The organism is Komagataeibacter sp. FNDCR2 (assembly GCF_021295395.1).
Classification (GTDB): domain Bacteria; phylum Pseudomonadota; class Alphaproteobacteria; order Acetobacterales; family Acetobacteraceae; genus Komagataeibacter.
In genome coordinates this window covers 562,345-583,727 of sequence record NZ_JAIWOU010000001.1, presented here as the reverse complement: position 1 = coordinate 583,727, position 21,383 = coordinate 562,345, and the positions used below count along the sequence as shown (strand labels likewise).

Below are 21,383 nucleotides of genomic sequence, written 5' to 3'. Positions count from 1 at the left end.
TTATTGCTCGGTTTATGTGCTGACGGGATGAATGACGCCCGGATGCGGCGCGCCTAATGCGGTGCGGCCCGTGGCCATGACAGGCGCGGCGGCCTGCGTGCGATCCGGCGCCTGCGTCCCTCACGCAGGCTGCGGCGGCCCTGCCGCTCGGATGGCAGGCTGATCACGTTCGATGCCGGGGCGTACGGATCCAGACCCAGCATGTCCGCGAACAGGGTGACGTACTGGGCGGCGTTCTCGTTCCACGATACGTCGCACGCGGCGCCGTTGCCCTGAAGCTGCCGCCATGCCGGGCGGTTGCGCCGGTAGAGCGTGCGCGCGCGGTTCACGGCGGTCAGTAGCGTTTCCTCCCCCACCGGGGAGAACAGGAACCCCGTGGCCACCCGGTTGGCGATGGCGGCGGGGTTGGCGTCCACGATGGTGTCGGCCAGCCCGCCCACGCGCGACGCCACCGGCACCGCGCCGTAGTGGAGCGCGCCAAGCTGGGTCAGCCCGCATGGCTCGAAGCGTGAGGGGATGAGCAGCGCATCCACCGCCGAGGGCACGCGGTGGCCCAGCGCCTCGCTATAGCCGATATGGCACGCGAAGCGACCGGGATAGCGCCGGTGCAGGGCCGCGAGGCTGCGTTCAATCCCCCGGTCGCCCTCCCCCACCACGATGACCTGCGTGTTGCCCGCCAGCAGGCGGTCCATGATGGCGGGCAGCAGGTCCATGCCCTTTTGTTCCGTCAGGCGGGCGACGATACCGATCACGAAGGCATCCGGGTCCGGCGCCATGGCGAATTCCGCCTGGAGCGCGCGCTTGTTGGGTGCGCGGCCTATGGTGTCACCCACCATGTAGGGAAAATGCACGGCCGGGTCGCTGGCGGGGTTCCATATATCGGTGCTGATGCCGTTCAGGATGCCTTCCAGCCGGTCACTGCGCTGGCGCAGCAGGCCGTCCAGCCCCATGCCGCCTTCGGGGGTCTGGATTTCCTGCGCGTAGGTGGCCGAGACGGTGGTGATGCGGTCGGCATGGTACAGTCCTGCCTTGAGGAAGCTGATCGCGCCATAGCATTCGCATCCCTCCACCGAAAAGGATTCGGGCGGTAGGCCGAATTCCGCAAGGCAGGTGGCGGGAAACCGCCCCTGGAAGGCCAGGTTGTGGATGGTCTGGATAACCGGCGTGTGGGGCGCATCCTGCCTACCCGCCCTGCGGTCGTGATAGAGGTAGGCCGCCGTAAGCCCCGCCTGCCAGTCATGCGCCTGCACCAGGTCGGGCCGGTAGCACGCCAGCCGCCCCTGCGCGATGTCGGCCGCCATGCGCGACAGGGCGGCAAAGCGCACGCCGTTATCGGGCCAGTCCCGTCCCTCGGGGCACAGATAGGGGTTGCCGGGGCGGTCGTACAGGTCCGGCACATCCAGAATCAGCAGGTCCAGCCCCGCCACATGGCTGGACCACAGCAGCGCGGGATAGCCCAGCAGGTCGGGCAGCGTCGCCACCACGCGCCGCTCCCGCGCCGCCGCCATCACGGCGGGGTAGCCGGGCAGCAGGGTCGTGACGTCCACCCCATAATGGGCCAGCGCCAGTGGCAGGGAACCGGCGACATCGCCCAGCCCCCCCGTCTTGACGAAGGGAAACATCTCCGACGTGACGGAAAGCAGCCGGACTGGTGTAAGAAATGGGGTCACCGCACTGGCCATCGGCCTGTTTCCTTGGTTTGGGAAAACCCGGTCATATTTTCTGGTTCTGATACGGTTAACGGGCCATTAACCGCATGGTCTCACAAACACGGTTATGTGATCTGGCTGCGTATCGCCATTACTTCATAATGTTGCCACTGGAAGTGATATTGAAATAAAAGCGTCCGGCGTGTAGGGGCGTAAACAAATAATTACAGAAAATTATTATTTCCCGGAAGCGGCGAACTATTTCAGCCACAATATATGGGCGGCCTCCAGCGGGATGGCGGCGTCGGGGTGGAAGGGGATGACACGCGGCGTGTAATCGGAAAGCGGGCGGGTGGTCTGGATTTCCACGCTGTAGGTCTGCTCCCCCGGTTCCGCCGTGGCGCCGGCGACCATGGGTATGACGGCGGGTGGCCCGTCGGGCTGGTCGGCGTAAAGCTGTACCTGCACCATGTCGGGCGCAAGCGGGCCGAGATGCAGGCCAATCGTGATCCGCCACCGCTCACCTACCTGTGCGACCTGCATCTGGCCAAAGCGCAGGGCCTGCCAGCCGGTGGCCAGCGCCTGCTGCCACTGGACGATCGCCGCCGCCTTCGCCCCGTTATCGGCCAGCCGCGCGCGATAGGCCCGCGCCAGGGGCAGGTAGTAGCCCTGCGTATAGTCGCGCACCGTCCGGCTGGCGGAAAAACGCGGGGTCAGGCGGGCCATGCTTTCGCGCATCATGCCCACCCATTTCTGGGGTATGCCGTCACTGTCGCGCTGGTAGAACAGGGGTATGATCTCATGTTCCAGCGTGGCGTACAGGCTTTCGGCATCCTGTGCGTCGCGCTGGGGGCCGGTTGTGGTGGCGGTCTCATCGCCAATGGCCCAGCCTACATCGGGCGCGCAGGCTTCCGCCCACCAGCCATCGCGTTCCGATACGTTGAGCCCCCCGTTCACCAGCACCTTCATGCCGCTGGTGCCGCAGGCTTCCCATGGGCGCAGGGGGGTGTTGATCCACAGATCCACGCCTTCGACCATCTGGCGGGCGATGGACATGTCATAATCCATCATGAAGGTGACCCGCCCGCGCACGTCCGGGCGCTGGAGGAAGGTGATCCACCGCATGATCAGCGCCTGCCCCGCCATGTCCTGCGGGTGGGCCTTGCCCGCGATCACCAGTTGCACCGGACGTTCCCTGCAACATAGCAGGCGGGCCAGCCGGTCGGGATCGTGCAGGAGCAGGTCGGGCCGCTTGTAGGTGGCGAACCGCCGTGCGAAGCCGATGGTCAGCACACCGGGGTCAAAACCCGGTGGCGGCAGGCACTGCGCGCGCCGTTCCCCATGAAAGCACGCATGCGCCTTGTGGCTGGTGGTGATGAAACCGACCAGCGCCGCGCGCGACAGGCAGCGGCAGCGCCACAGGTCGTGGCTGGAAAGGGCATGGAGGTCACGCTCCACCGTATCGACCGCCCCGCGCCAGCGGTCCTTGCCCGTGGCGGTGGTCCACATCGCATCGGCGGCCGCGGAATCCCATGTGGGCATATGCACGCCATTGGTGACATGGCCGACAGGCACCTGCACCCGTGGCCAGCGGGGAAACAGCGGGTTGAACAGTTCGCGGCTGACCTGCCCGTGCAGGCGGCTCACGCCATTGACCGCGCTGCTGACCCGCATGGCCAGGAAGGCCATGTTGAACGGGGTCTCCGTGTCCTGCCGCGCCGCATTGCCACGACCCAGCGCAAGCACGTCGGCAATATCCACCCCCAGGTCATTGGCGGCGTAGAAGGACAGATGGCTGGTGACCATCAGCGGCGTGAAGCGGTCGAACCCGGCGGGCACGGCGGTATGGGTGGTGAAGACCGTGCCCGCGCGCGCGATGGCCAGCGCCTGCATGAAGGGGATGCCCAGATCCTCCATCAACCCGCGCGCGCGTTCCAGCGCGGCGAAGGCGGCGTGCCCTTCGTTAAGGTGGCAGACATCGGGCCTGAGGTTCAGCACGCGCAGCAGCCGCCACCCGCCAATGCCCAGAACCAGCTCTTGGCGCAGCCGCAGTTCGGCGTCGCCCCCGTAAAGCTGGGTTGTGATGCAGCGTATGTCGGCAGGGTTGTCGGGGTCGTTCGTGTCCAGCAGGTAGAGCGTCGTGCGCCCCACCGTGGCCTGCCACGCGCGCAGCCAGATCCGCCCCGTCGAGATCTGGAACGGCAGGCGCAGGCGGTCGCCATTGCTGTCATGCACCGGGCGCAGGGGAAGCTGGGCGGGGTCGTTGATGGGATATAGCGCCACCTGCTGCCCCGTGGGGGAGAGTGTCTGGCGAAAATAACCCTGCGCGTAAAGCAGCCCGACCGCCACCACCGGCACGCCCAGATCGCTTGCCGCCTTCAACTGGTCGCCCGCGACATTGCCCAGACCGCCGGAATAGATGGGCAGGGCCTCGTCCAGCATGTATTCCATGCTGAAATAGGCAATGCAGGGCGGCGGCGTGAGCGTATTGGCCTGGTCAAACCATACCGGTCGTTTCCGGCTGGCGGCGTGCGCGCGCGTCAGATCCGCAAGCAGGTCGTGAAAGGCCGGGGTTTCCAGCAGCCTGCGCATGTGGCTGCGCGGTGTGTTCTGCAATACGCTCCAGGCATTGCGGGTGTGGTCCCAAGTATCGGGGGCAAGCTGGCGCCAGAGCCGGTCCGTGGCGTGGTTCCATGTCCAGTGCAGGTCAAGCGCCAGATCCATCAGGGCCTGTTCATCCGCCGTGGGGTCTGGACCTGCCGGAATGGCCATGGGCTATATTCTTTTCGTTATTTGACCTTATGGCGCGTGGCAGGCTGTTTTTTACTTCAGTATGACGGGTTAACCGCGCCTGGGGACGGCATACGCCCATACTGGCACTACGCGCGTGACGCGGCACGGTTGCGCCGGAGCGAAAAGATTTCCGCAATGCGGAACCGGCCTGCTTTCGACATCATGCAGATCATAACGAAGTTTCTGGAAACGCCGCCTTTTGAAACAAAGGCGGCCCCCAGACTTTTATTATGAAACGGTCTCCAGACCTTCCTGCCGGACGAAATCGTCAAGGCGTGAGAGGTAGGTCCTGCGTTCTTCCTCCCCGATCCATGCGGCATTGAAGGCATTGCGGCTGAGGGTGACAACTTCCTGCGCCGTCAGGTCCGCGCCATCGCGCGCCAGTTTCAGCGCCTCGGTCATATAGACGCTGTGCATGTAGCCCGGATCGTCGGAATTGATGGTGATGGTCATCCCGGCATCGAGCAGGGCACGGATGTCCTTTTCATTACTGCCGGGGCGGATCACCATGTTCGGGAACGGGCAGACCGTAAACGGAATGTGCCGCGCGCGCGCCTGCGCCATGAGTTCGGGTTTTTCAAGGATGTTCAGCCCATGGTCAAGCCGCTCGCTGCCCAGATCCTCAAGCGCCTGCCGGATATGCTCATGCGTGTTTTCCTGGTCGATGTCGCAATGCATGGTCACGTGCAGCCCGGCTTCGCGCGCGCGGCGGAATACGTTGGCGAACTTGGCGGGCGGGTTGCCCTTCTCATCCGAATCAAGGCCGACGCCGACAATTTCCGACAGATGGGGCAGCGCCTGCGTAAAGGTTTCCTCGGCCGATTCAGCACTCATTTCACGGATGAAGCACATGACAAGCTGCGACCGGATGCCGAATTCCCCCTCCGCCGCCTTTCGCGCGCGGGTGATGCCGTTTATGACCGTTTCAAACGCGATGCCCCGGCGGGTGTGAAGCTGGGGATCAAAGAACATCTCGGTATAGAGAACGTTCTGCGCGGCCACTTTCTTCAGGTAGGCGTAACACAGGTCATGGAAGTCCTGCTCTGTCTGGAGCAGGTCCACGCCCTCATAATACAGCGCCAGAAATGATGGCAGGTCGTGGAACTGGTAGCCCGCGCGGATTTCGTCTTCCGTCATGTTCTGGAGCGGGTGGCCGTTGCGGCGCGCCAGAATGATTTTCAGCGCGGGTTCGAGCGTGCCTTCCAGATGGACGTGAAGTTCGGCTTTGGGCAGTGCTTCCAGAAACGTATCGGAGGCGGACGTCATGATGCGAAAGCCTTTCTGTTCACGAAGTTAAGGCTGCATTATACACCATCGTACCGGGAATGAAACGATACCGGAATTACGGCCCCTTCATGTCCCGGCACGGCGCGCGGGGGGTGCCGCCGTCATCGCCCCGCGCGCCGCCGCCGTCCGGATCAGGTCTATTTTTTGGCAGCGGGCTGTTTCGCGCCCGGCGCGGGAGGCATGGTCGCGACAAAATCGTCCGATACGAACACGATGCCATCAAGGGCCTGTTGCAGTGCCGCCGAGGCTTCTTTGGGGTTGCGTGCCTCGGTAAAGACCGTGGCGCGGTTGATCGCGCCCTGCGTCTGTTCCAGCGGGGCGAGGGCCAGAATGAACACCGCATCCGCGCCCACGACCTGCATGGTCTGGGCCGCCTGCGGGATGTTGCCGGATTTGAGCTGCGTATTGGCGGTGGCGATGGCGGCCTTCTTTTCCGGCGCCAGTGTTTCGCTGCCGATCACCTCACCACCCACCGGGATCCATGTGACCGGCGTGGAGGATGCGACATGCGTGGGGGCCACCGGGTGCTGCGGGGCGGGTTGCAGGCTGCTTTCCGCCGCGATGAACTGCCCGTTCGCCTTGCCCGCGGCACTCAGGCGCTTGCCCGCGTCGTACAGCGCGGGAATGGCGGCGTCGGTCTGGCCCGCGTCCAGCACCTGTTTGGCGTTCAGGATATCGGCCATCGTGCGCTGACCGTCGGATGAAAGGTGATTGAACGCACGGACGGCCTTGAACTTTTCCCAATCCGTATGCAGCGATGCCGCCTGTGCGCCCAGCGGCGCGGCAAGCAGTCCGGTCATGACTGCCAGTGAAGCGATGAAGCGCATGGTTTTCCTTCTGGTGCAACATAAAGCGGGCGATCAGCCGGATCGCTGACCCGGCGCAAAGTGTTACAAAAAATTGCTCAACAGTCCATGCCACCGGGTGCATGACGGGCCTGACGTGGTTGCCGCGTCCGGCGGTGTCATGCATGATCGCGCCCCATGACCACAGGGAGTGGAAATTGCATGTTCAGTCACATCACAATCGGCGCGAATGATATCGAGGCATCCAGGAAGTTTTATGACAGCACGCTGGGCGCGCTTGGCATCAAGCCCGCCCAGACCGATGCGAAGGGGCGGCTTCTCTACGCCACCGATACCGGGCGACTTATGGTGACGAAGCCCATCAATGGCCAGCCCGCCACGGGCGCGAACGGGGGCACGATCGGCTTTGGCGCCAGTTCAGCGGCGGCGGTGAATGCATGGCATGCGGCGGGCGTGGCCAATGGCGGCGTGACGTGCGAGAACCCGCCGGGCATCCGCCAGACCACCGTCGGCGCGCTCTATCTCGCCTATCTGCGCGACCCGGCTGGAAACAAGCTGTGCGCGGTCTATCACGTTCCGGTGTAGGACGCACGGCCCCAGCCCGTTGCGGGCCGGGGGTGGTGGCCGGGCTTGTGGCAATGCTGGCCATGGCTTGCCCGCCCGCCCATGCGGCGGGGCGCATGGCCCCCGCCATACCCATGGGCGCAGTGGCGGCTGCCTGCGCGGCATGGCAGGCGCGGCCGGATATGCAGATCAGGCTGTTTTTCGGCCTGCGCCGCCCCGATGGCCGTAAAATTACCAACCGGGAATGGCGTGACTTCGTGCGTGATGTCGTGACCCCCCAGTTTCCCACGGGGTTTTCGGTCCTGCGCGGTGACGGGCAGTGGCAGGACCGTGAGAGTGGCCATATCGGGCACGAACCGCTGCGCGTGCTGTGGATCGCCACCGCGCCCGATGCGACCGTGGTCGCGCGCATCGACACCATCCGCCGTACCTATCGCCAACGCTTCGCGCAGCAATCCGTGGGGCTGGCGGTTACGGCGGGGTGTGATGCGTTCTGAGGGCGCGGGGCTAGATGCCGCCTGAAATGGGCAGGTTCACGCCGGTCATGTAACTGGATTCATCACCGAACAGGAAGGCGACCACGCCGGGTATTTCCTCGATATCGCCATAACGGCGCATGGGGATGCTGTCGATCATCTGGCGGGCGACCTCTTCGGGCTTCGTGGAGAAATACTGGCTTCCCGCCTTGGCCTGAAGGGCGACCTGCCGGTCCCACATCATGCCCGGCCCCATGAAGGCGGGGCTTATGGCGTTGACGCGGATGTTGTAGGGCGCCAGATCCTTGGCCGCGACCTCCGTCAGCCCGATCACGGCGAATTTGGAGGCCCCGTAAGCCGCCATGTTGGGTGGTCCCTGCACGCCCGCCATGCTGGCGGTATTGACGATCCGGCCATAGCCGCGCGCCACCATATGTCGCGCCACATGCTTGAGTACATGGAACGCGCCGCACACATTGATGTGCATGACCCGGGTGAAATCGGCCTCCGGATAGTCCTGCACCGGGGCGAACGCGCCCTGATAGCCCGCGTTGTTGAACAGGAAATCGATCTGCCCCAGTTCCGCCGCCGCCGCATCGACCGCTTCGCGCACCTGCGCGCCATCCGACACGTCGCAGGTATGGACACGAATGCGGACATCATGCTCGCTTAACGCCGCATGGGCCTGTTCCAGCTTTTCGGGGTCAAGGTCAAGCAGCGCCAGATCGGCCCCCATGGTGGCCAGCCGGTTCGCGGTGGCCAGGCCTATATTGCCCGCCGCACCTGTCACAAGTGCCACTTTGCCTGAAAACGGTAGCGGAAAACCTGACATTTCTGTCTCCCTGTTGGAAAATTCATGTCCGACCCTGTCCGGACAGGCATGAAACGATCCTGTCCCCGGCCGGGTTCTATGCCCCTGCCCTGCCGCGTCGCTGACCCGCGGCGGCGCGCATTCATCAGGGGGCGTTCTGGAGCTGGCAGGTGTGGTCCTGCAGTTCCTCGCCCGATGCACGGTCGTTGTGGCGTGGATCGACCCGGTCATCAAGCACCACGAAGCCATGTCGGCCATCGGGCCGCACCACGCCCGCCACGACCAGCGTGTGCTCGCCCATTTCATGCGCGGGATCGGCCATATCGCGCGCCAGCATATAAAAGGGGCGGATGCCGGACAGGCTTTCACTCCTGACCAGCCACGCGCGGTAGGCATGGCCGTACAGCGGCAGCGGGGTCCATGCCGCCCCCAGCGTGGGCACCGCATGTTGCAGGGCCTGTTTTACATCGGGGCGGAGGCAGTCGATATGGATGTGCAACTGGTTCTGGCTGCGGCCATGGGCCGAATTGATGGCCAGGGCCATGTCCTCACCAGGCAGGGCGTGGGCCAGATGGTGGTTGAGGCGCGCCGTCTGCTGCCAGGCATAGGCAAAATAATCGGGCGCGTCGGCGCGGGTAATGGCCGGGTCTTCCATGCCGGTTATGCGCCGCGTGGGAATGAGCAGGTACTGCCCGACCCCGACCCGGTCCTTCAGCACGGCATAGCCCGCGCGGGCATCGACTTCGGCGCAGGGCGCGGGCGGCTGGCCAGCGGGTGCCAGAATGCAGCGTTCATGCACGATATGCCACAGCGCATTGGGGTTGACGGCGGCATAGACCGTGTACGCCGCGCACAGCCCCGCTACGGTCCCCAATGCGAGGACGAGGCGCTTCAGGCTCCATCGCCCGGCATGACGGTGGTTGTTCATCCGGGTCCGGTCCGCGCCGTCGGGCATGCTGCTTTCGCTCTCGCTCATGGGTTCTATGGTGTTAGCAGGCGCGTCGCGTCGCGGAAAGCCGGGGGGAGTGGCGGCCCGCCTTCCCGCCTGCCGGGTGATTGTTGCACCATGAGATCCATGCCCCGATACGGCACGGGGTTTCCTTTCCTATTAACGACCGGGCTTGTGCTGGCTTCCAATTCCACATAAGGAAGTGCACACGTTCCCATAACACCACGCGCATATTGCATTATATCGACATTTCACATCCCGTAACGGACAAATCAGGCGGCAGCCACGCGCCAACCCGTCAAGCCATGAAACCCATACACCATGCACCTGCCTGAATCGTTCAACCTGCTCTATGCCCTGTCCGGCCTTGGTGTCGGTTTTCTGGTGGGCATGACCGGCGTGGGCGGCGGCTCGCTCATGACGCCGCTGCTCATCCTGCTGTTCCGGGTCCACCCGCAGGCCGCCGTGGGCACCGACCTGCTCTATGCCGCCATAACCAAGGTGGTGGGCACGCTGGTGCATGGCCGCAGCCAGTCCGTGGCGTGGCCGGTGGTGGGGCGTCTGGCCATGGGCAGCGTACCGGCCACGCTGGCCACGATCGGGGTGCTGCACTGGGCGGGCAGCCCTTCGGCGCAGGTGACGCATGTCATCTCGGTGGCGCTGGGGGTGGCGCTGCTCATCACCGCGCCCAGCGTGCTGTTCCGCCATCGGTTGCAGGCCCTGTCGCGGCGCAAGGCGGGGCAGGTCTCGCCCGCCATGACCGCGGGCCTGACCACGGCGCTGGGCGTGGTGCTGGGGGTGATGGTGACGCTTTCCTCCGTGGGGGCGGGCGCGATCGGGATGGCGGCGCTGGTCTTTCTCTATCCCGGCCTTGAGGTCCGCCGCCTGGTCGGCTCCGACATCGCCCACGCGGTGCCGCTTACCGCCATTGCGGGCATGGGGCACTGGTGGATTGGTGATATTGACGGAGAACTCCTGTTCTCGCTGCTCTGCGGTTCGGTGCCCGGCATCATACTGGGCAGCCTGTGTGTCGGCCTCATACCCGACAGGGCGCAGCGGATCATACTGGCCTCCATCCTGATCACGGTCGGGCTGAAGGTGATCTGACCCGGTTTTGCGCGCCCTCCGCCGCCTTGCTACAGTTCGGCCAACGGATATGTAACAGGCAGGAAGCGCGCTGGATGCCCCTTCGAAAACTTGCCGTCGCCCTCTTCTGCCTTGCTGGCTGCGCGAGTGCACACGCCGCGCCCGACCCGGCGGGGCGTGTGGACATGCGTGCGGTCTTCGACACGCTGACCCTGCCCGACGCCGTGGGCCGTTACGCCACGGGTGCTGGCCTGCCCGGTCCGGATTACTGGCAGAACCGCGCGGATTACACCATTCATGCCCGGATCGACACCGCCACCCATGTGCTGGGCGGCGAGGAAATCCTGACCTACACCAATAACAGCCCCGATACGCTGGATGTGCTGTGGCTACAGCTTGACCAGAACATTTACCGCGCGGATGCCCGTGCCCGCATGGTCGGCACGGCGCAGCATGCCGATGTGACACAGGGCGCGGTGATTGACTCCGTCGCCCTGGTTCACAACGGCCATGAAACCGCGCTGTCGCCCCGCATTTCCGATACCCGCATGCAGCTCGCCCTGCCCGATGGGGCGTGGCTGCGCCATGGGCGGAAAATACGGCTGCGTATCCGCTGGCACCATACCATTCCCGGCCCGTGGGGCGGCCGCACGACCGTCACCCCCACGCGGGAGGGGGATATTTACGAAGTCGCACAGTGGTATCCGCGCATGAGCGTGTACGACGCGCGGCGGGGGTGGAACACCCTGCCCTATCTGGGGCAGGAGTTCTATCTGGAGTATGGGGATTTTGATTACACGGTCACGGTGCCGTGGAACTTTACGGTGGTGGGATCCGGCGCACTGCTCAATCCAGCCGAGGTCCTGACCCCGACCGAACGCGCCCGGCTGGCCCGCGCGGCACGCAGCCACGCCACCGTCATGATCCGCACCGCCGGGGACGTAAGCGATCCCGCCAGCCACCCCGCCCGCAGCGGCGAAAAAAGCTGGCACTTCCATATGGAGAATACGCGCGACGTCTCCTTTGCCGCCTCACCCGCCTTCATGTGGGATGCGGCGCGGATCGACCTGCCGCCCGTGCGCCCCGCGCCGGGCATGCGGCCGGCGGCGCGGCTGGCCATGTCCGTCTACCCGCGTGAGGGAAGCGGACCGGGGGGATGGGAGCGTTCGAGCGAATATGTCCGCCATGCGATCGAATATTTCTCCCGCCAGTGGTTTCCCTATCCATGGCCCAACGCCATCAATGTGGGGGGCCATGGCGCGGGCATGGAATATCCGGGCATTGTATTTGACGGCTGGCAGGACCGGGATGCGAAGCTGTTCTGGATCACCACGCATGAGCTGGGGCATGGATGGTTCCCCATGATTGTTGGTACGGACGAACGGCGTCATGCCTTTATGGATGAAGGGTTCGACACCTTTATCGACGTGCTGGCGTCGCAGCATTTCCATGATGGCGAATTCGCACCCAAGCAGGATCCCGAATTCGCCCCGCGCACCGGCAGGCCCGCCGAGGACATCGTGCCCGTACTGACCGACCCGCAGGCCCCGCCGCTCATGACGCTGTCGGATCTGGTGGCGGAGCCCTACCGCCACTCCGTCACGTATTTCAAAAGTGCTTACGGACTGGTGCTGCTGCGTGAGCAGATACTGGGGCCGGAGCGTTTTGACGCCGCCTTCAGGCGCTACATACGGGCATGGGCCTATCGGCACCCCACGCCATCGGACTTCTTCCGGTTGATGGAAAGCGAGGCGGGCGAGGATCTGGGCTGGTTCTGGCGCGGCTGGTATTTCATGAACTGGTGGCCCGATTACGCTCTGTCGGGCCTGTCCTATGTCAATAACGACCCCCGGCAGGGCACGCGTGTTGATGTGCGGAGCAAGGGCAGGCTCATGCTGCCGGTCACATTGCGGTTGAATTATACTGACGGCAGCCATGCCGATCAGGTTATTTGTCCCGAAAGCTGGCACCTGACGGACCATGTTACTGTCATTTTCCACGATGGGCGCACCGTCAGCACGGCAGTTCTGGACCCCGACCATGCCATTCCGGAAACAGACCGATCAGATAATGGCAACACCATGAAGTAAAGGTTGTAACTATATTCTTCCAGTAATAGTTCCCCCCGTATCGCCGCATCACGCGGCCCGTTTGCAGGGGATACGCCCCATGGCATGACCCGGCGGATGGGGACAGCACAATACTATGGAACATACGTGCCATGTCATGCCTGAAAGACCGCGACTTTCGGGCAGGTCAGGTAACCGGGCTCATACCCTCATTCAAGGCCTGCCTTTGAGACATTCCGCAAAATATCAGGAAGTTTTTGGTAAAGCTTTTTTCAGAAAGCCTTCTGCCCCGCCAGTGCAAAGTGATGACGCCGGTTCGGCCACGAAAGCTATGCGCAAGTAATGAAGCAGACGGATGGCATGATGCGCCTGAGGGGCAGTTTCCGGCCAACAGCATGCGGGCGTCAGGACGGGCTATATGACGGGAAACTGATGTTATTATAATCCCGGCCACACAACGGCTGCCCAGGCTCGAAATGACATGAGCAATGTCGGGTGCGGGATGGGGAAAGCGCGCCGATCGTCATGTAACGCAAATACCTGCCATGCACGCAAGGGGATCCTGCGGTGTAAAGGGAGTCCCGAAACACAAATACCCAGCCCGTTGCCGGACTGGGTATTGCGCATGCATGTGGCGGATTATTACGCCGCGGTGTCCGGGGTGGCCTTCTTGCGGCGCGGGCGGCTCTTGCGGACAGCCTTTTCCGTGGGTTCGGCGGGGGCTTCGGGCGCGGGCTCGGCAACCACCTTGCGGCCCAGGCCGATCTTCTGCGCAAGGGAGGACCGATGGGCGGCGTAGTTGGGCGCGGTCATCGGGTAGTTGGGGGGCAGGCCCCACTTTTCACGATACTGCTCCGGTGTCATGCCGTACGCGGTCTGGAGATGGCGCTTGAGCATCTTCAGTTTCTTGCCATCTTCCAGGCAAATAACATAGTCGGGGAATACTGACTTCTTGATCGGCACGGCGGGCTGGAGCGGCGTGGGCTCGACCGCCTTTTCAGCACCGAGTGTCTTGAGGGCAGTATAGACAGTCTCGATCAGGGCCGGAATCTGATCGACCGCAACCGTATTGTGGTTCGTGTGCGCGGCCACGATTTCTGTCGTCATCGATACCAGTTCGGTATGCGGAATGTCTTTATTATCCAATTTCGCTTCTTTCCTTGGTAGATTGTCATCAGGAGACATATCTTGCCCTATCAGTAATAATCATCAGCCTATTATGCAACCACAATAAATCAACCCGATCGGTATTTCATGCCATTTTCAGTTGCCGGGCTGCATCTTTCCTGCGCCGATAAAGGGGCGTCCTGCTTATCGTGACATTCCGGCAGGCATGACTGTATGCCAATCTTCACCCGCTAATATCGTATGTTTCACGTATATGCAATTATTTGTTTATAAATGTCTGATGGGTCGGAAGCTGTTTCCGGATTTTACGCGATATTGTTAAGGGATTGTCATTATTCTATCAGTATGGCGCATAAAATAAATACTCCATTCGCGGAAACATGAAATCAGTCCCGCATGCGCGTGTCGTGCCCGTGGGCGGGCGCAGGGGCTTCATAAATATAGAACTTCTGGTTTATTTGTCATTTCGGAATCGTATCCGAAATGACACCCTCCGGTTGCGTGCGCGAAATAACGGGCGGACCGGGTTTTCGTTCCCCTGCAATGAATGAGGTGGTTACATGACCCCTACCGCATAAAAATAATGTGAGGCATGACTGGCGCAATGCCCGTCAGTTCAGTAACGCGCATGCCGGGGCGCGTAACAGGTGCGCGCGACCCAAATAATACGCCCCACACACCCGCGCCGCGCGCGGGGCGCGCCTCGCGCCACCGTTCGATAATATAGTTCGGCTTTAGCTTTTCTTTACTTTATCGGCAGGCCGCGATCAGCCCAGGCCGTCCACCATGATATGCGGCAGGCCCCGGCTGCATGTTTCCACCCGGGCCGTAATGTCATAGGTCGCACGCAATGTGGCGGGGGTAATGACCGCGTCCGGTGGCCCTGCCGCGATGATCCGGCCATCGCGCAGGATCACGTCATAATCCGTCATGCGTATGGCAATGTTCAGGTCGTGCAGCACCATGACGGTCACGATGTTCCGCCGCGCGGTTTCACGGCGCAGGATGTCCATCACCGCGAACTGGTGGTGCAGGTCCAGCGCGCTGAGCGGCTCATCGAGCAGCAGCGCATCCGGGTTGCGGCCCAGAGCCTGCGCCAGCCCGACAAGCTGGCGCTGCCCGCCGGAAAGTTCATCCATATACTGCATGGCCAGCCCGGCCATGCCGAATATGTCCAGCATATGCAGCGCCGCATCCACCGCGTCGTCCCCGCCCCGCACGGGTGGCGCGGTAGTGGTGGCGTGCTGTGCCGCCAGAAGGGATTCCAGCACCTGCAGGTGGACCGTGGCGGGCAGCGCCTGTGGCAGATAGAGGCATCGGCGCGTGCGCCGCGCGTGGGGCAGGCGCGACAGGTCATCCCCACCCAGCATGACCGTGCCGGTGGCGGCGTCCGTGCCCAGCCCCGCGATGGCGCGCAGCAGGGTGGACTTGCCGCTGCCATTCGGCCCCAGCAGGGCCGACACCCGCCCGCGCGGGAATGGCCCCACGCTCAGGTCATCCAGCACGGTGCGGCTGCCGTAGCGCACATTTATATGTTCAGCGCGCAGCCCGTCCATCACGACAGTCCCCGCCTGCGCAGCACAATGGCCAGAAAGAAGGGAATGCCCACCAGCGCCGTCACGATTCCCGTGGGAATCACGACGCCCGGCAGGAGATTGCGCGCCGCCACCGAGGAAAGCGACATGACCAGCGCGCCCACCAGCATGCTGCCCGGCAGGTAGAAGCGGTGGTCCTCCCCCAGCAGCCGCCGGGCGATATGCGGGGCCACCAGCCCGACAAAGCCGATCGTGCCCACGAAGGAGACGGCCAGCGCCGAAAGGACGCTAACCCGCAGCAGCGCGCCCCGCCGCACGCGGGGTACGTCCACGCCAAGGCTGGCCGCCCGTTCCTCGCCCATGCGCAGGACGGTCAGCTTCCATGATGCATGGAACGAAAGCGGCGCGATCAGCACGCACGCCGTGGCCAGCAGGCCCAGCTTGGGCCACGTCGCCCGCGTCAGGCTGCCCATGGTCCAGAACACGAGATCCTGCAGCGCGTCCTCGTTCGCCACGAATTGCAGCAGGGAGACCAGCGCATGGAATGCAAAGACCAGCGCGATGCCAAACAGCACCACGGTGCCGGTTCCCGCCCCCCGCCTGCGTGAGACCATGTCCAGCAGCAGCACCGAGCCGATGGCGAAGACGAACGCATCGGCCGAGACGACCCAGGCATCGGGCACGCCGGGCAGCCGCCATTGCAGGATGATGGCGAGCGACGCGCCGAACGCCGCCGCCGCCGAGACCCCGAGCGTAAAGGGACTGGCCAGCGGATTGGCCAGCACGGTCTGCATTTCCGCCCCCGCCAGCCCCAGCGCCGCCCCCACGCAGACCGCCATGAGCGCGTAGGGCAGCCTGATCTGCCAGACAATGACCCCCTGCCCCGCCGGCACGCCATGCGGATGCAGCAGGGTCCGCACCAGCGCCGCCGGTGAAAGGCCCGATGGCCCGAGACAGAAATCAAGCACGACCGATCCCGCGATCAGCCCGGCCATGACCGCCAGAATGCCCAGTCGCCGCCGCAGCAGCGCCCGGTAGCCCGCGCGCACCTGCCGGGCGTACTCAGACAGCGCGGTTCCGGTCGTGGTTACGGCGCAGGGCGAGTCATCAGGGACGCGCATTGATCCAGAACGTCCCTTCCTGAGCTACGGGGAGGAACCGGGTGTAAAGCTCCTGCTGCGTCGCATCGGGGTCCACATCGGCGAACAGCGCGGGGTGGAACCATTTCGCCATGACCTCGACCGCGAGGATGTTGTATGGCGAATCGTAGAAGGAATGCCAGATACCATAGGCATGGCCATCGCTTACCGCGCGCAGGCTGGAAATGCCGGGCCGTTCCATCACCCCCAGCAGCGACGAGCGTGCGAGGGCGGGCGTGACCTCGGCCCCCATGCGCAGCCCCGGCCCGCTGGCCTTCGGGCCCTTGGTGCCATCGGCTATGTAGATGTCAGGGTCGGAGGAGATGACCTTTTCAAGGTCGATGTCGCCAATATAGCCCGGCAGCAGCGGGGCCGCGATGTTCTGGCCACCGGCGGCGTCTATGAAGGCGCCCATGTTGCCCCGGCCCGCCGTGTGGCAGCAGCTTTCGCGCATGGCGGCCAGCATCTCGATAAAGACCCTGGGGCGCTGCGCCTGCGGCACGGTGGCGATGCGGTCGGTAATGCGTTTGAGATGCGACTGGTAGAAGGTCACGTAATCGGCGGCTTCGTGCTCACGGTGCAGCACGCGACCGAGAACCTGCATGGATGTGATGGTGTCGCGCAGCGGGTCGGCGCGGAAATCAACGAAGATGACCGGGATATGCGCGCTTTCAAGCTGGGCCACCAGTTCGCTGGACTTGCCCGGCCCATGGCCCGATACCGTCAGGATGGCAAGGTCGGGATGCAGGTCGAGCACGCGTTCGGGGCTGACCGTATCCGCCGTGGTCTTGCCGATCACGGCAATGTCGGCGGCCTGTGGAAAGGCCGCGACATACTGGTCGTAGCTCTGGGTATCCGCCCCGCGGAATTCGCCCTGCCAGCCGACGATCCGGTCGAACAGGTGCTGTCTTTCCAGCGGGGCGAGCGCGTAGATCAGCCGCCCCTCGCCCAGTATGATGCGATGGACACTGGCCGGGATGTCAACCTGCCTGCCCGCAAGGTCGGTCACGCTTTCGGCCCGCGCGCCCGTGGCGGCGGCCAGAAGTGTCGTGATCACGCCCGCGCGGCACGCCAGCGTGCGCATCCTGTCCAGTATCCGTGCCATGATGCGCCCCTTATTTCTGGGGGTAGGCGAAGTTGAATGTCTCGCTGAACGGCTGCCAGAAGCCCGGCGTGCCGGTTTCCTTGTCCACATGGTGCAGGAAACCGTTCTGCTCGGGCGAGGAATAGGTCAGCACCACCGTATAGCGGCCGGGGCCGTTCATCTGCACGTTATCGGCGTAATGCGGGCCGTCCTTGGCGGTCATGAAATGCATGCTGCCTTCGGCCTTCCACGTCGTGTGGTCCTTGGTCAGCACGTAGCCGATGTTCAGGTACGGCACCCATGCGCCCTCGGGGTAGCCCCATACGTTGTCCGCCGTGGCATGCACGTCGGTTTCAAGGTGGATGGTGTCGGGCTTCGTGTTGTCGGTCATGCCCGCGGGCATGGGCTCGACCATGATGCCGGTCAGGTAGCTGGATGCGATTTCCATGTCATGGGCATGGACGGGTCCGCCGATCGGGTATTCACGCGCATGCGCCGCCGTGACGCCAATGGGCAGCGATGCGACAAGAAAAGCCAGAATTGTCTGTTTCGTATTCATGATGACTGTTTCCATAAATGCTGTAGGACAAGCGAAGTAACTGATTTTTATTGTTATTTTATATAATACCGTAAGCGGGTCACGGCTTCCCTTCCGGCTGGTTCCCTAATTTTGGTAATGATAATTGTTATCACTGTCAACTGGTGGTATGCCCCATTTCCGACACAAACGGAGACCGCCTGTCATGATCACCCACCCCTTCGCCTTCATGAGGTTGCCGTACTGGCTTCTCACCGCGCTCGACAGCCGGATGCTGCATTTCTGGCTCCAGCCGGAACACTACCTGATCCGTATCGCGCATTTCCTGAGCATGGCGATGTTTTTCGGGATGGTCATGCTGCTTGACATCGGCATCCTCAACCCGCGCATGACGCCGCGCCTGGCGCCCGCGGCACAGTTGATGGTGCGCCCCCTGCACATCACCTTCGTCATCGCCATGGTCTCGGGTGTCATCCTGTTTTTTTACGACCCGGTGCGGGTTGGCAGCCGGGCTTACCTTTCGCCCAAGCTGCTGCTCATCACGCTGGCCCTGATCAACGCCAAATGGTGCCACCGCCGGGTCTATATGCCGATCATGCGCGCGCATGCGGCCGTGACCTGGCGCGCGCGCCTGGGGGCATGGCTTTCTCTTTCACTATGGACGGGGGTGATGGTAATGTCGTGCCTTAACAGCGAGGGCGTGCCCAAGGTTTTCCTGCGCTGATTCGTTGATGCGGGCGGTTTTTCCGCCCGGCGCGGAAGGTGACAGGATGTGTCGCATGGGATATGCCTGAAGCGGTGAGACTGACACACGCGAAAAGGATGCATCCATGCATAAAATAGCCACTCTGGCTGCTGTTGCCGCCCTGGCGGGTGCGACGGCGGCCCATGCCGAACCCGGTGGCTGCCTGAAATATGGCGCGGTGGGCGCGGTTGGTGGTCATGTGGCGGGCCACCATGGCGTGATGGGCGCGGCGGCCGGTTGCGTGACGGGTATGTACAAGCGCCATGAATACCGCAAGGAAGCCCGGGCCAAGGCGGCCGAATATGACAAGGAACATCCCGGCGCGAAGGGAACCTATCAGGAAAAGGCGACGGCGTATGATGTGGAGCATTCCACCACGCCGGGCAAGATGACGCCCGACGCCCCGCCTGCCCCGCAGCCCGATGGTGAGCAGAAGATGTAAGGCCGCGTCCCGGCGGGTGGCGTGGGCCGCCGGGGTCACGGCTACATCGAACATTTATTTTTTGTCATTACTTCGGTTTTAACAGAACTATTATCCGCCAGTGTGGTTAAGGGGCTGTGGATCTCGTGACACCACACCGTCTCCCAATCCCTTAACTCGGCGCTCCGCTCTGGCGGGGCGCCTTTTTTTTATACTTGTGATGGAATAGGCGGCGGTTACGTTTCAGGCTGGTTTTTTTATGTTATGTTACGAACGCGGTCATATTATCGCACCTGTGGTTCCGCCTGGTTCCCGGCTTGGGGGCAATGGAGCCGGACAGGAAACATACGTGAAGAAAACATTGCCCGCCGTCATGTTCTGCCTGTCCTTTCCCGTGGCGCCAGCCGTGGCGGATGAGGGGGCGATGCTGTACCAGTCCAATTGCGGCGTGTGCCATCAGGACCGGGCGCAGGGACGGCCCGGGCGGGTTCCACCACTTTCCGGGCGGATCGGGCGCATTTCCACCACGCCGGAAGGCAGGCAGTATGTGGTGGCCGTGGCGCTCAATGGCATGATGGGCCGGATGACGGAGGCAGGCGAGACCTATGCAGGGTTCATGCCGTCCTTCCGCATGCTGCCTGATGGACAGATCGCGGCTATCCTGAACCATGTTGCCAGCCTGCCCGATGGTGTGCGGACACCGTTCTATTCCGCGGATGACATTGCGGCGGGGCGCATGGAAAAACTCTCACCGCCCGCCGTAACCGACAGGCGCAGGGCGCTTGAGGCATCATCTCCCCTTCCCTGAAAAAAAAACGTGTTCCGGGTGCTGGCTCCCGTCCGTGCGCGTTCACATAAACGCGCGCCGGGTCATCCGCGTGGGCAGGGCTGCGTTTTACGGTCTGTGTTCATCCGTGCCTGTCCGGCGTGTATTGGATTCGGCAGGTTCAGGTAACCGCCAAGTACAGAGCGCACCGCAAGAGTAATCCATATTTTAATATGTTCCGCCCCGCGAAGCTGACATGTTTTGTCATAATTACCATTATGGAACGGAATTCACGCATGGCCCATGATCAGGATAACGCCAATCCCGCCCCGCTTGGCCTTATGGGGTTTGGCATGACCACGGTGCTGCTTAACCTGCACAATGCCCAGATCGTGCCCATGGGGGCGGCCATCATGGCCATGGGGCTGGTCTTTGGCGGGGTGACGCAGTTTTTCGCGGGGCTTTTGGAATACGGCAGGAACAATACGTTCGGCATGACCGCCTTCATGGGGTATGGGGCGTTCTGGCTGTCGCTGGTGGTGTTGCTGTGCCTGCCGCAATGGGGGCTGGCGCCTGCATCCGCCCCTGCCCTGCTGGGCAGTTACATGTGGGTATGGGGGCTGTTCACGGCCATCATGGCGGTGGGGTCGCTGGCGGCTTCACGCATGCATCAGGTCGTGTTCTTCAGCCTGCTGGTGCTGTTTTTCCTGCTGGGCAGCGCCGAGGTGTTCGCACGCCCGGTCCTGACACTAGTGGCGGGGTATGAAGGGCTGCTGTGCGGCTTCAGTGCGATCTATCTGGCCGCCGCCGAGATTCTGGAGGCCCAGTTCGACCGCCCGATCCTGCCCATCGGCCTGCCTTCTGGCCCCGCGTCGTCGCGCCACCATGATGACCTGCTGGTCCAGCTATCCTGATGCCGCACTGGTGCGGCTGGCCGCCCATGCGCGTTCACGCTCCAGCAACAGCCGCTTGCGCGCCGCCCCCCACCGATAACCCGACAGGCTACCATCCCCCCGGATAACCCTGTGGCACGGTATGATGACCGCCAGCATGTTGGCGGCACAGGCACCGGCCACGGCACGGGCCGCGCCGGGCCTGCCCACCCGCGCGGCCAGTTCGGCATAGGTTATGGTGGTGCCGCAGGGAATGGCGCGCAGGGCCCGCCATACCTGGCGCTGGAACGCCGTGCCCGCAGGGAAGTGGTTCAGGAACCCTGATTCCGGCCTGTCGGGGGGCACGGCCATCGCATCATCCAGCAATGCCCATGGGCGGTCGATGCAGGCCGTGACCATGGCCAGGCAGGCCGCCATGTCATGCTCATCCTGCGCGGGGCGCGCCGTGGGAAAGCGCGCCTGCAACGCATGCCGTAATGTGGCGGGATCATCGCCAAGGGTGATGGCGACGGGTCCGTCATCGCCCAGGGCCACCAACACGCAGCCCAGGCTGGATGCGCCGATGGCAAAGCGGATCGTGGCGGGATCCGGGCTGTCCGGGCGGTGTGGCGATGGTGTCATGCCCAGGCTCCCCTCCATGCGCC

General features: G+C 63.5%; 20 protein-coding genes. 8 read left to right on the top strand and 12 right to left on the bottom strand.

The features are described 5' to 3' along the window. Nucleotides 1–53 precede the first annotated feature (53 nt). The 4 genes from glgA to LDL28_RS02640 form a co-directional block, all read right to left on the bottom strand. Nucleotides 54–1,682 carry a glycogen synthase GlgA gene (gene glgA, locus LDL28_RS02655; RefSeq protein WP_233057094.1) on the bottom strand — a complete coding sequence of 543 codons (1,629 nt, stop codon included), beginning with the start codon at nt 1,680–1,682 and terminating at the stop codon, nt 54–56. A 225-nt stretch (nt 1,683–1,907) separates the two neighbouring features. After that, complete coding sequence (glgP, locus tag LDL28_RS02650) at nt 1,908–4,421, bottom strand: alpha-glucan family phosphorylase (protein WP_233057093.1); 2,514 nt, start codon at nt 4,419–4,421, stop codon at nt 1,908–1,910. A gap of 249 nt (nt 4,422–4,670) precedes the next feature. Continuing rightward, nucleotides 4,671–5,708, bottom strand: coding sequence for an adenosine deaminase (gene add / locus LDL28_RS02645; protein WP_233057092.1), 1,038 nt, complete (start codon nt 5,706–5,708; stop codon nt 4,671–4,673). Between the two features lie 158 nt (nt 5,709–5,866). Beyond that, nucleotides 5,867–6,556, bottom strand: coding sequence for a YfdX family protein (locus tag LDL28_RS02640; RefSeq protein WP_233057091.1), 690 nt, complete (start codon nt 6,554–6,556; stop codon nt 5,867–5,869). A 180-nt stretch (nt 6,557–6,736) separates the two neighbouring features. On the opposite strand from LDL28_RS02640, the gene LDL28_RS02635 reads away from it, so the two are divergent. Beyond that, nucleotides 6,737–7,120: a VOC family protein gene (locus tag LDL28_RS02635; RefSeq protein WP_233057090.1), complete on the top strand. Its 384-nt coding sequence runs from the start codon at nt 6,737–6,739 to the stop codon at nt 7,118–7,120. A 62-nt stretch (nt 7,121–7,182) separates the two neighbouring features. Then, entirely contained in the window at nt 7,183–7,596 is a 414-nt protein-coding gene (locus LDL28_RS02630) for a DUF3574 domain-containing protein (protein ID WP_233057089.1), read from the top strand. A 10-nt stretch (nt 7,597–7,606) separates the two neighbouring features. Here the strand turns inward: LDL28_RS02630 and LDL28_RS02625 are convergent, their stop codons facing one another. Further along, nucleotides 7,607–8,407 (bottom strand): SDR family NAD(P)-dependent oxidoreductase, encoded by an 801-nt coding sequence (locus tag LDL28_RS02625; RefSeq protein WP_233057088.1) that lies wholly within the window; start codon nt 8,405–8,407, stop codon nt 7,607–7,609. A 124-nt stretch (nt 8,408–8,531) separates the two neighbouring features. Continuing rightward, complete coding sequence (locus tag LDL28_RS02620; RefSeq protein ID WP_233057087.1) at nt 8,532–9,362, bottom strand: CDP-diacylglycerol diphosphatase; 831 nt, start codon at nt 9,360–9,362, stop codon at nt 8,532–8,534. Between the two features lie 294 nt (nt 9,363–9,656). Between LDL28_RS02620 and LDL28_RS02615 the strand changes: the two genes are divergently transcribed. Both LDL28_RS02615 and LDL28_RS02610 read left to right on the top strand, forming a co-directional pair. Next, nucleotides 9,657–10,442, top strand: coding sequence for a sulfite exporter TauE/SafE family protein (locus tag LDL28_RS02615; protein ID WP_233057086.1), 786 nt, complete (start codon nt 9,657–9,659; stop codon nt 10,440–10,442). A gap of 74 nt (nt 10,443–10,516) precedes the next feature. Beyond that, on the top strand, nt 10,517–12,511 hold the full coding sequence (locus LDL28_RS02610; RefSeq protein WP_233057085.1) for a M1 family metallopeptidase: 1,995 nt from the start codon (nt 10,517–10,519) through the stop codon (nt 12,509–12,511). 621 nt (nt 12,512–13,132) lie between these two features. Here LDL28_RS02610 and LDL28_RS02605 read toward each other — a convergent pair. The 5 genes from LDL28_RS02605 to LDL28_RS02585 all read right to left on the bottom strand — a co-directional run bounded on the left by LDL28_RS02605 (nt 13,133) and on the right by LDL28_RS02585 (nt 17,950). Further along, nucleotides 13,133–13,636 (bottom strand): MucR family transcriptional regulator, encoded by a 504-nt coding sequence (locus LDL28_RS02605; protein ID WP_233057084.1) that lies wholly within the window; start codon nt 13,634–13,636, stop codon nt 13,133–13,135. Nucleotides 13,637–14,385: 749 nt separating this feature from the next. After that, a complete protein-coding gene (locus tag LDL28_RS02600) occupies nt 14,386–15,174 on the bottom strand; it encodes an ABC transporter ATP-binding protein (RefSeq protein WP_233057083.1) in 789 nt (262 codons plus the stop codon). Next, nucleotides 15,174–16,274, bottom strand: coding sequence for an iron ABC transporter permease (locus tag LDL28_RS02595; RefSeq protein WP_233057082.1), 1,101 nt, complete (start codon nt 16,272–16,274; stop codon nt 15,174–15,176). The genes LDL28_RS02600 and LDL28_RS02595 overlap by 1 nt, the downstream gene beginning before the upstream one ends. Then, complete coding sequence (locus tag LDL28_RS02590) at nt 16,261–17,397, bottom strand: ABC transporter substrate-binding protein (RefSeq protein ID WP_233057081.1); 1,137 nt, start codon at nt 17,395–17,397, stop codon at nt 16,261–16,263. The genes LDL28_RS02595 and LDL28_RS02590 overlap by 14 nt, the downstream gene beginning before the upstream one ends. Before the next feature lie 10 nt (nt 17,398–17,407). Further along, complete coding sequence (locus LDL28_RS02585) at nt 17,408–17,950, bottom strand: iron transporter (RefSeq protein WP_233057080.1); 543 nt, start codon at nt 17,948–17,950, stop codon at nt 17,408–17,410. A gap of 169 nt (nt 17,951–18,119) precedes the next feature. On the opposite strand from LDL28_RS02585, the gene LDL28_RS02580 reads away from it, so the two are divergent. From LDL28_RS02580 to LDL28_RS02565, 4 genes are all read left to right on the top strand, one after another. After that, a complete protein-coding gene (locus LDL28_RS02580; RefSeq protein WP_233057079.1) occupies nt 18,120–18,638 on the top strand; it encodes a hypothetical protein in 519 nt (172 codons plus the stop codon). A 106-nt stretch (nt 18,639–18,744) separates the two neighbouring features. After that, nucleotides 18,745–19,101, top strand: coding sequence for a hypothetical protein (locus tag LDL28_RS02575; protein WP_233057078.1), 357 nt, complete (start codon nt 18,745–18,747; stop codon nt 19,099–19,101). Between the two features lie 328 nt (nt 19,102–19,429). Beyond that, nucleotides 19,430–19,888 carry a cytochrome c gene (locus tag LDL28_RS02570; RefSeq protein ID WP_233057077.1) on the top strand — a complete coding sequence of 153 codons (459 nt, stop codon included), beginning with the start codon at nt 19,430–19,432 and terminating at the stop codon, nt 19,886–19,888. Between the two features lie 236 nt (nt 19,889–20,124). Continuing rightward, nucleotides 20,125–20,760, top strand: a complete 636-nt coding sequence (locus LDL28_RS02565; RefSeq protein ID WP_233057076.1) for an acetate uptake transporter — start codon at nt 20,125–20,127, stop codon at nt 20,758–20,760. Here the strand turns inward: LDL28_RS02565 and LDL28_RS02560 are convergent. Further along, nucleotides 20,752–21,360, bottom strand: a complete 609-nt coding sequence (locus tag LDL28_RS02560) for a methylated-DNA--[protein]-cysteine S-methyltransferase (RefSeq protein WP_233057075.1) — start codon at nt 21,358–21,360, stop codon at nt 20,752–20,754. The genes LDL28_RS02565 and LDL28_RS02560 overlap by 9 nt on opposite strands. Between the last annotated feature and the right edge of the window lie 23 nt (nt 21,361–21,383).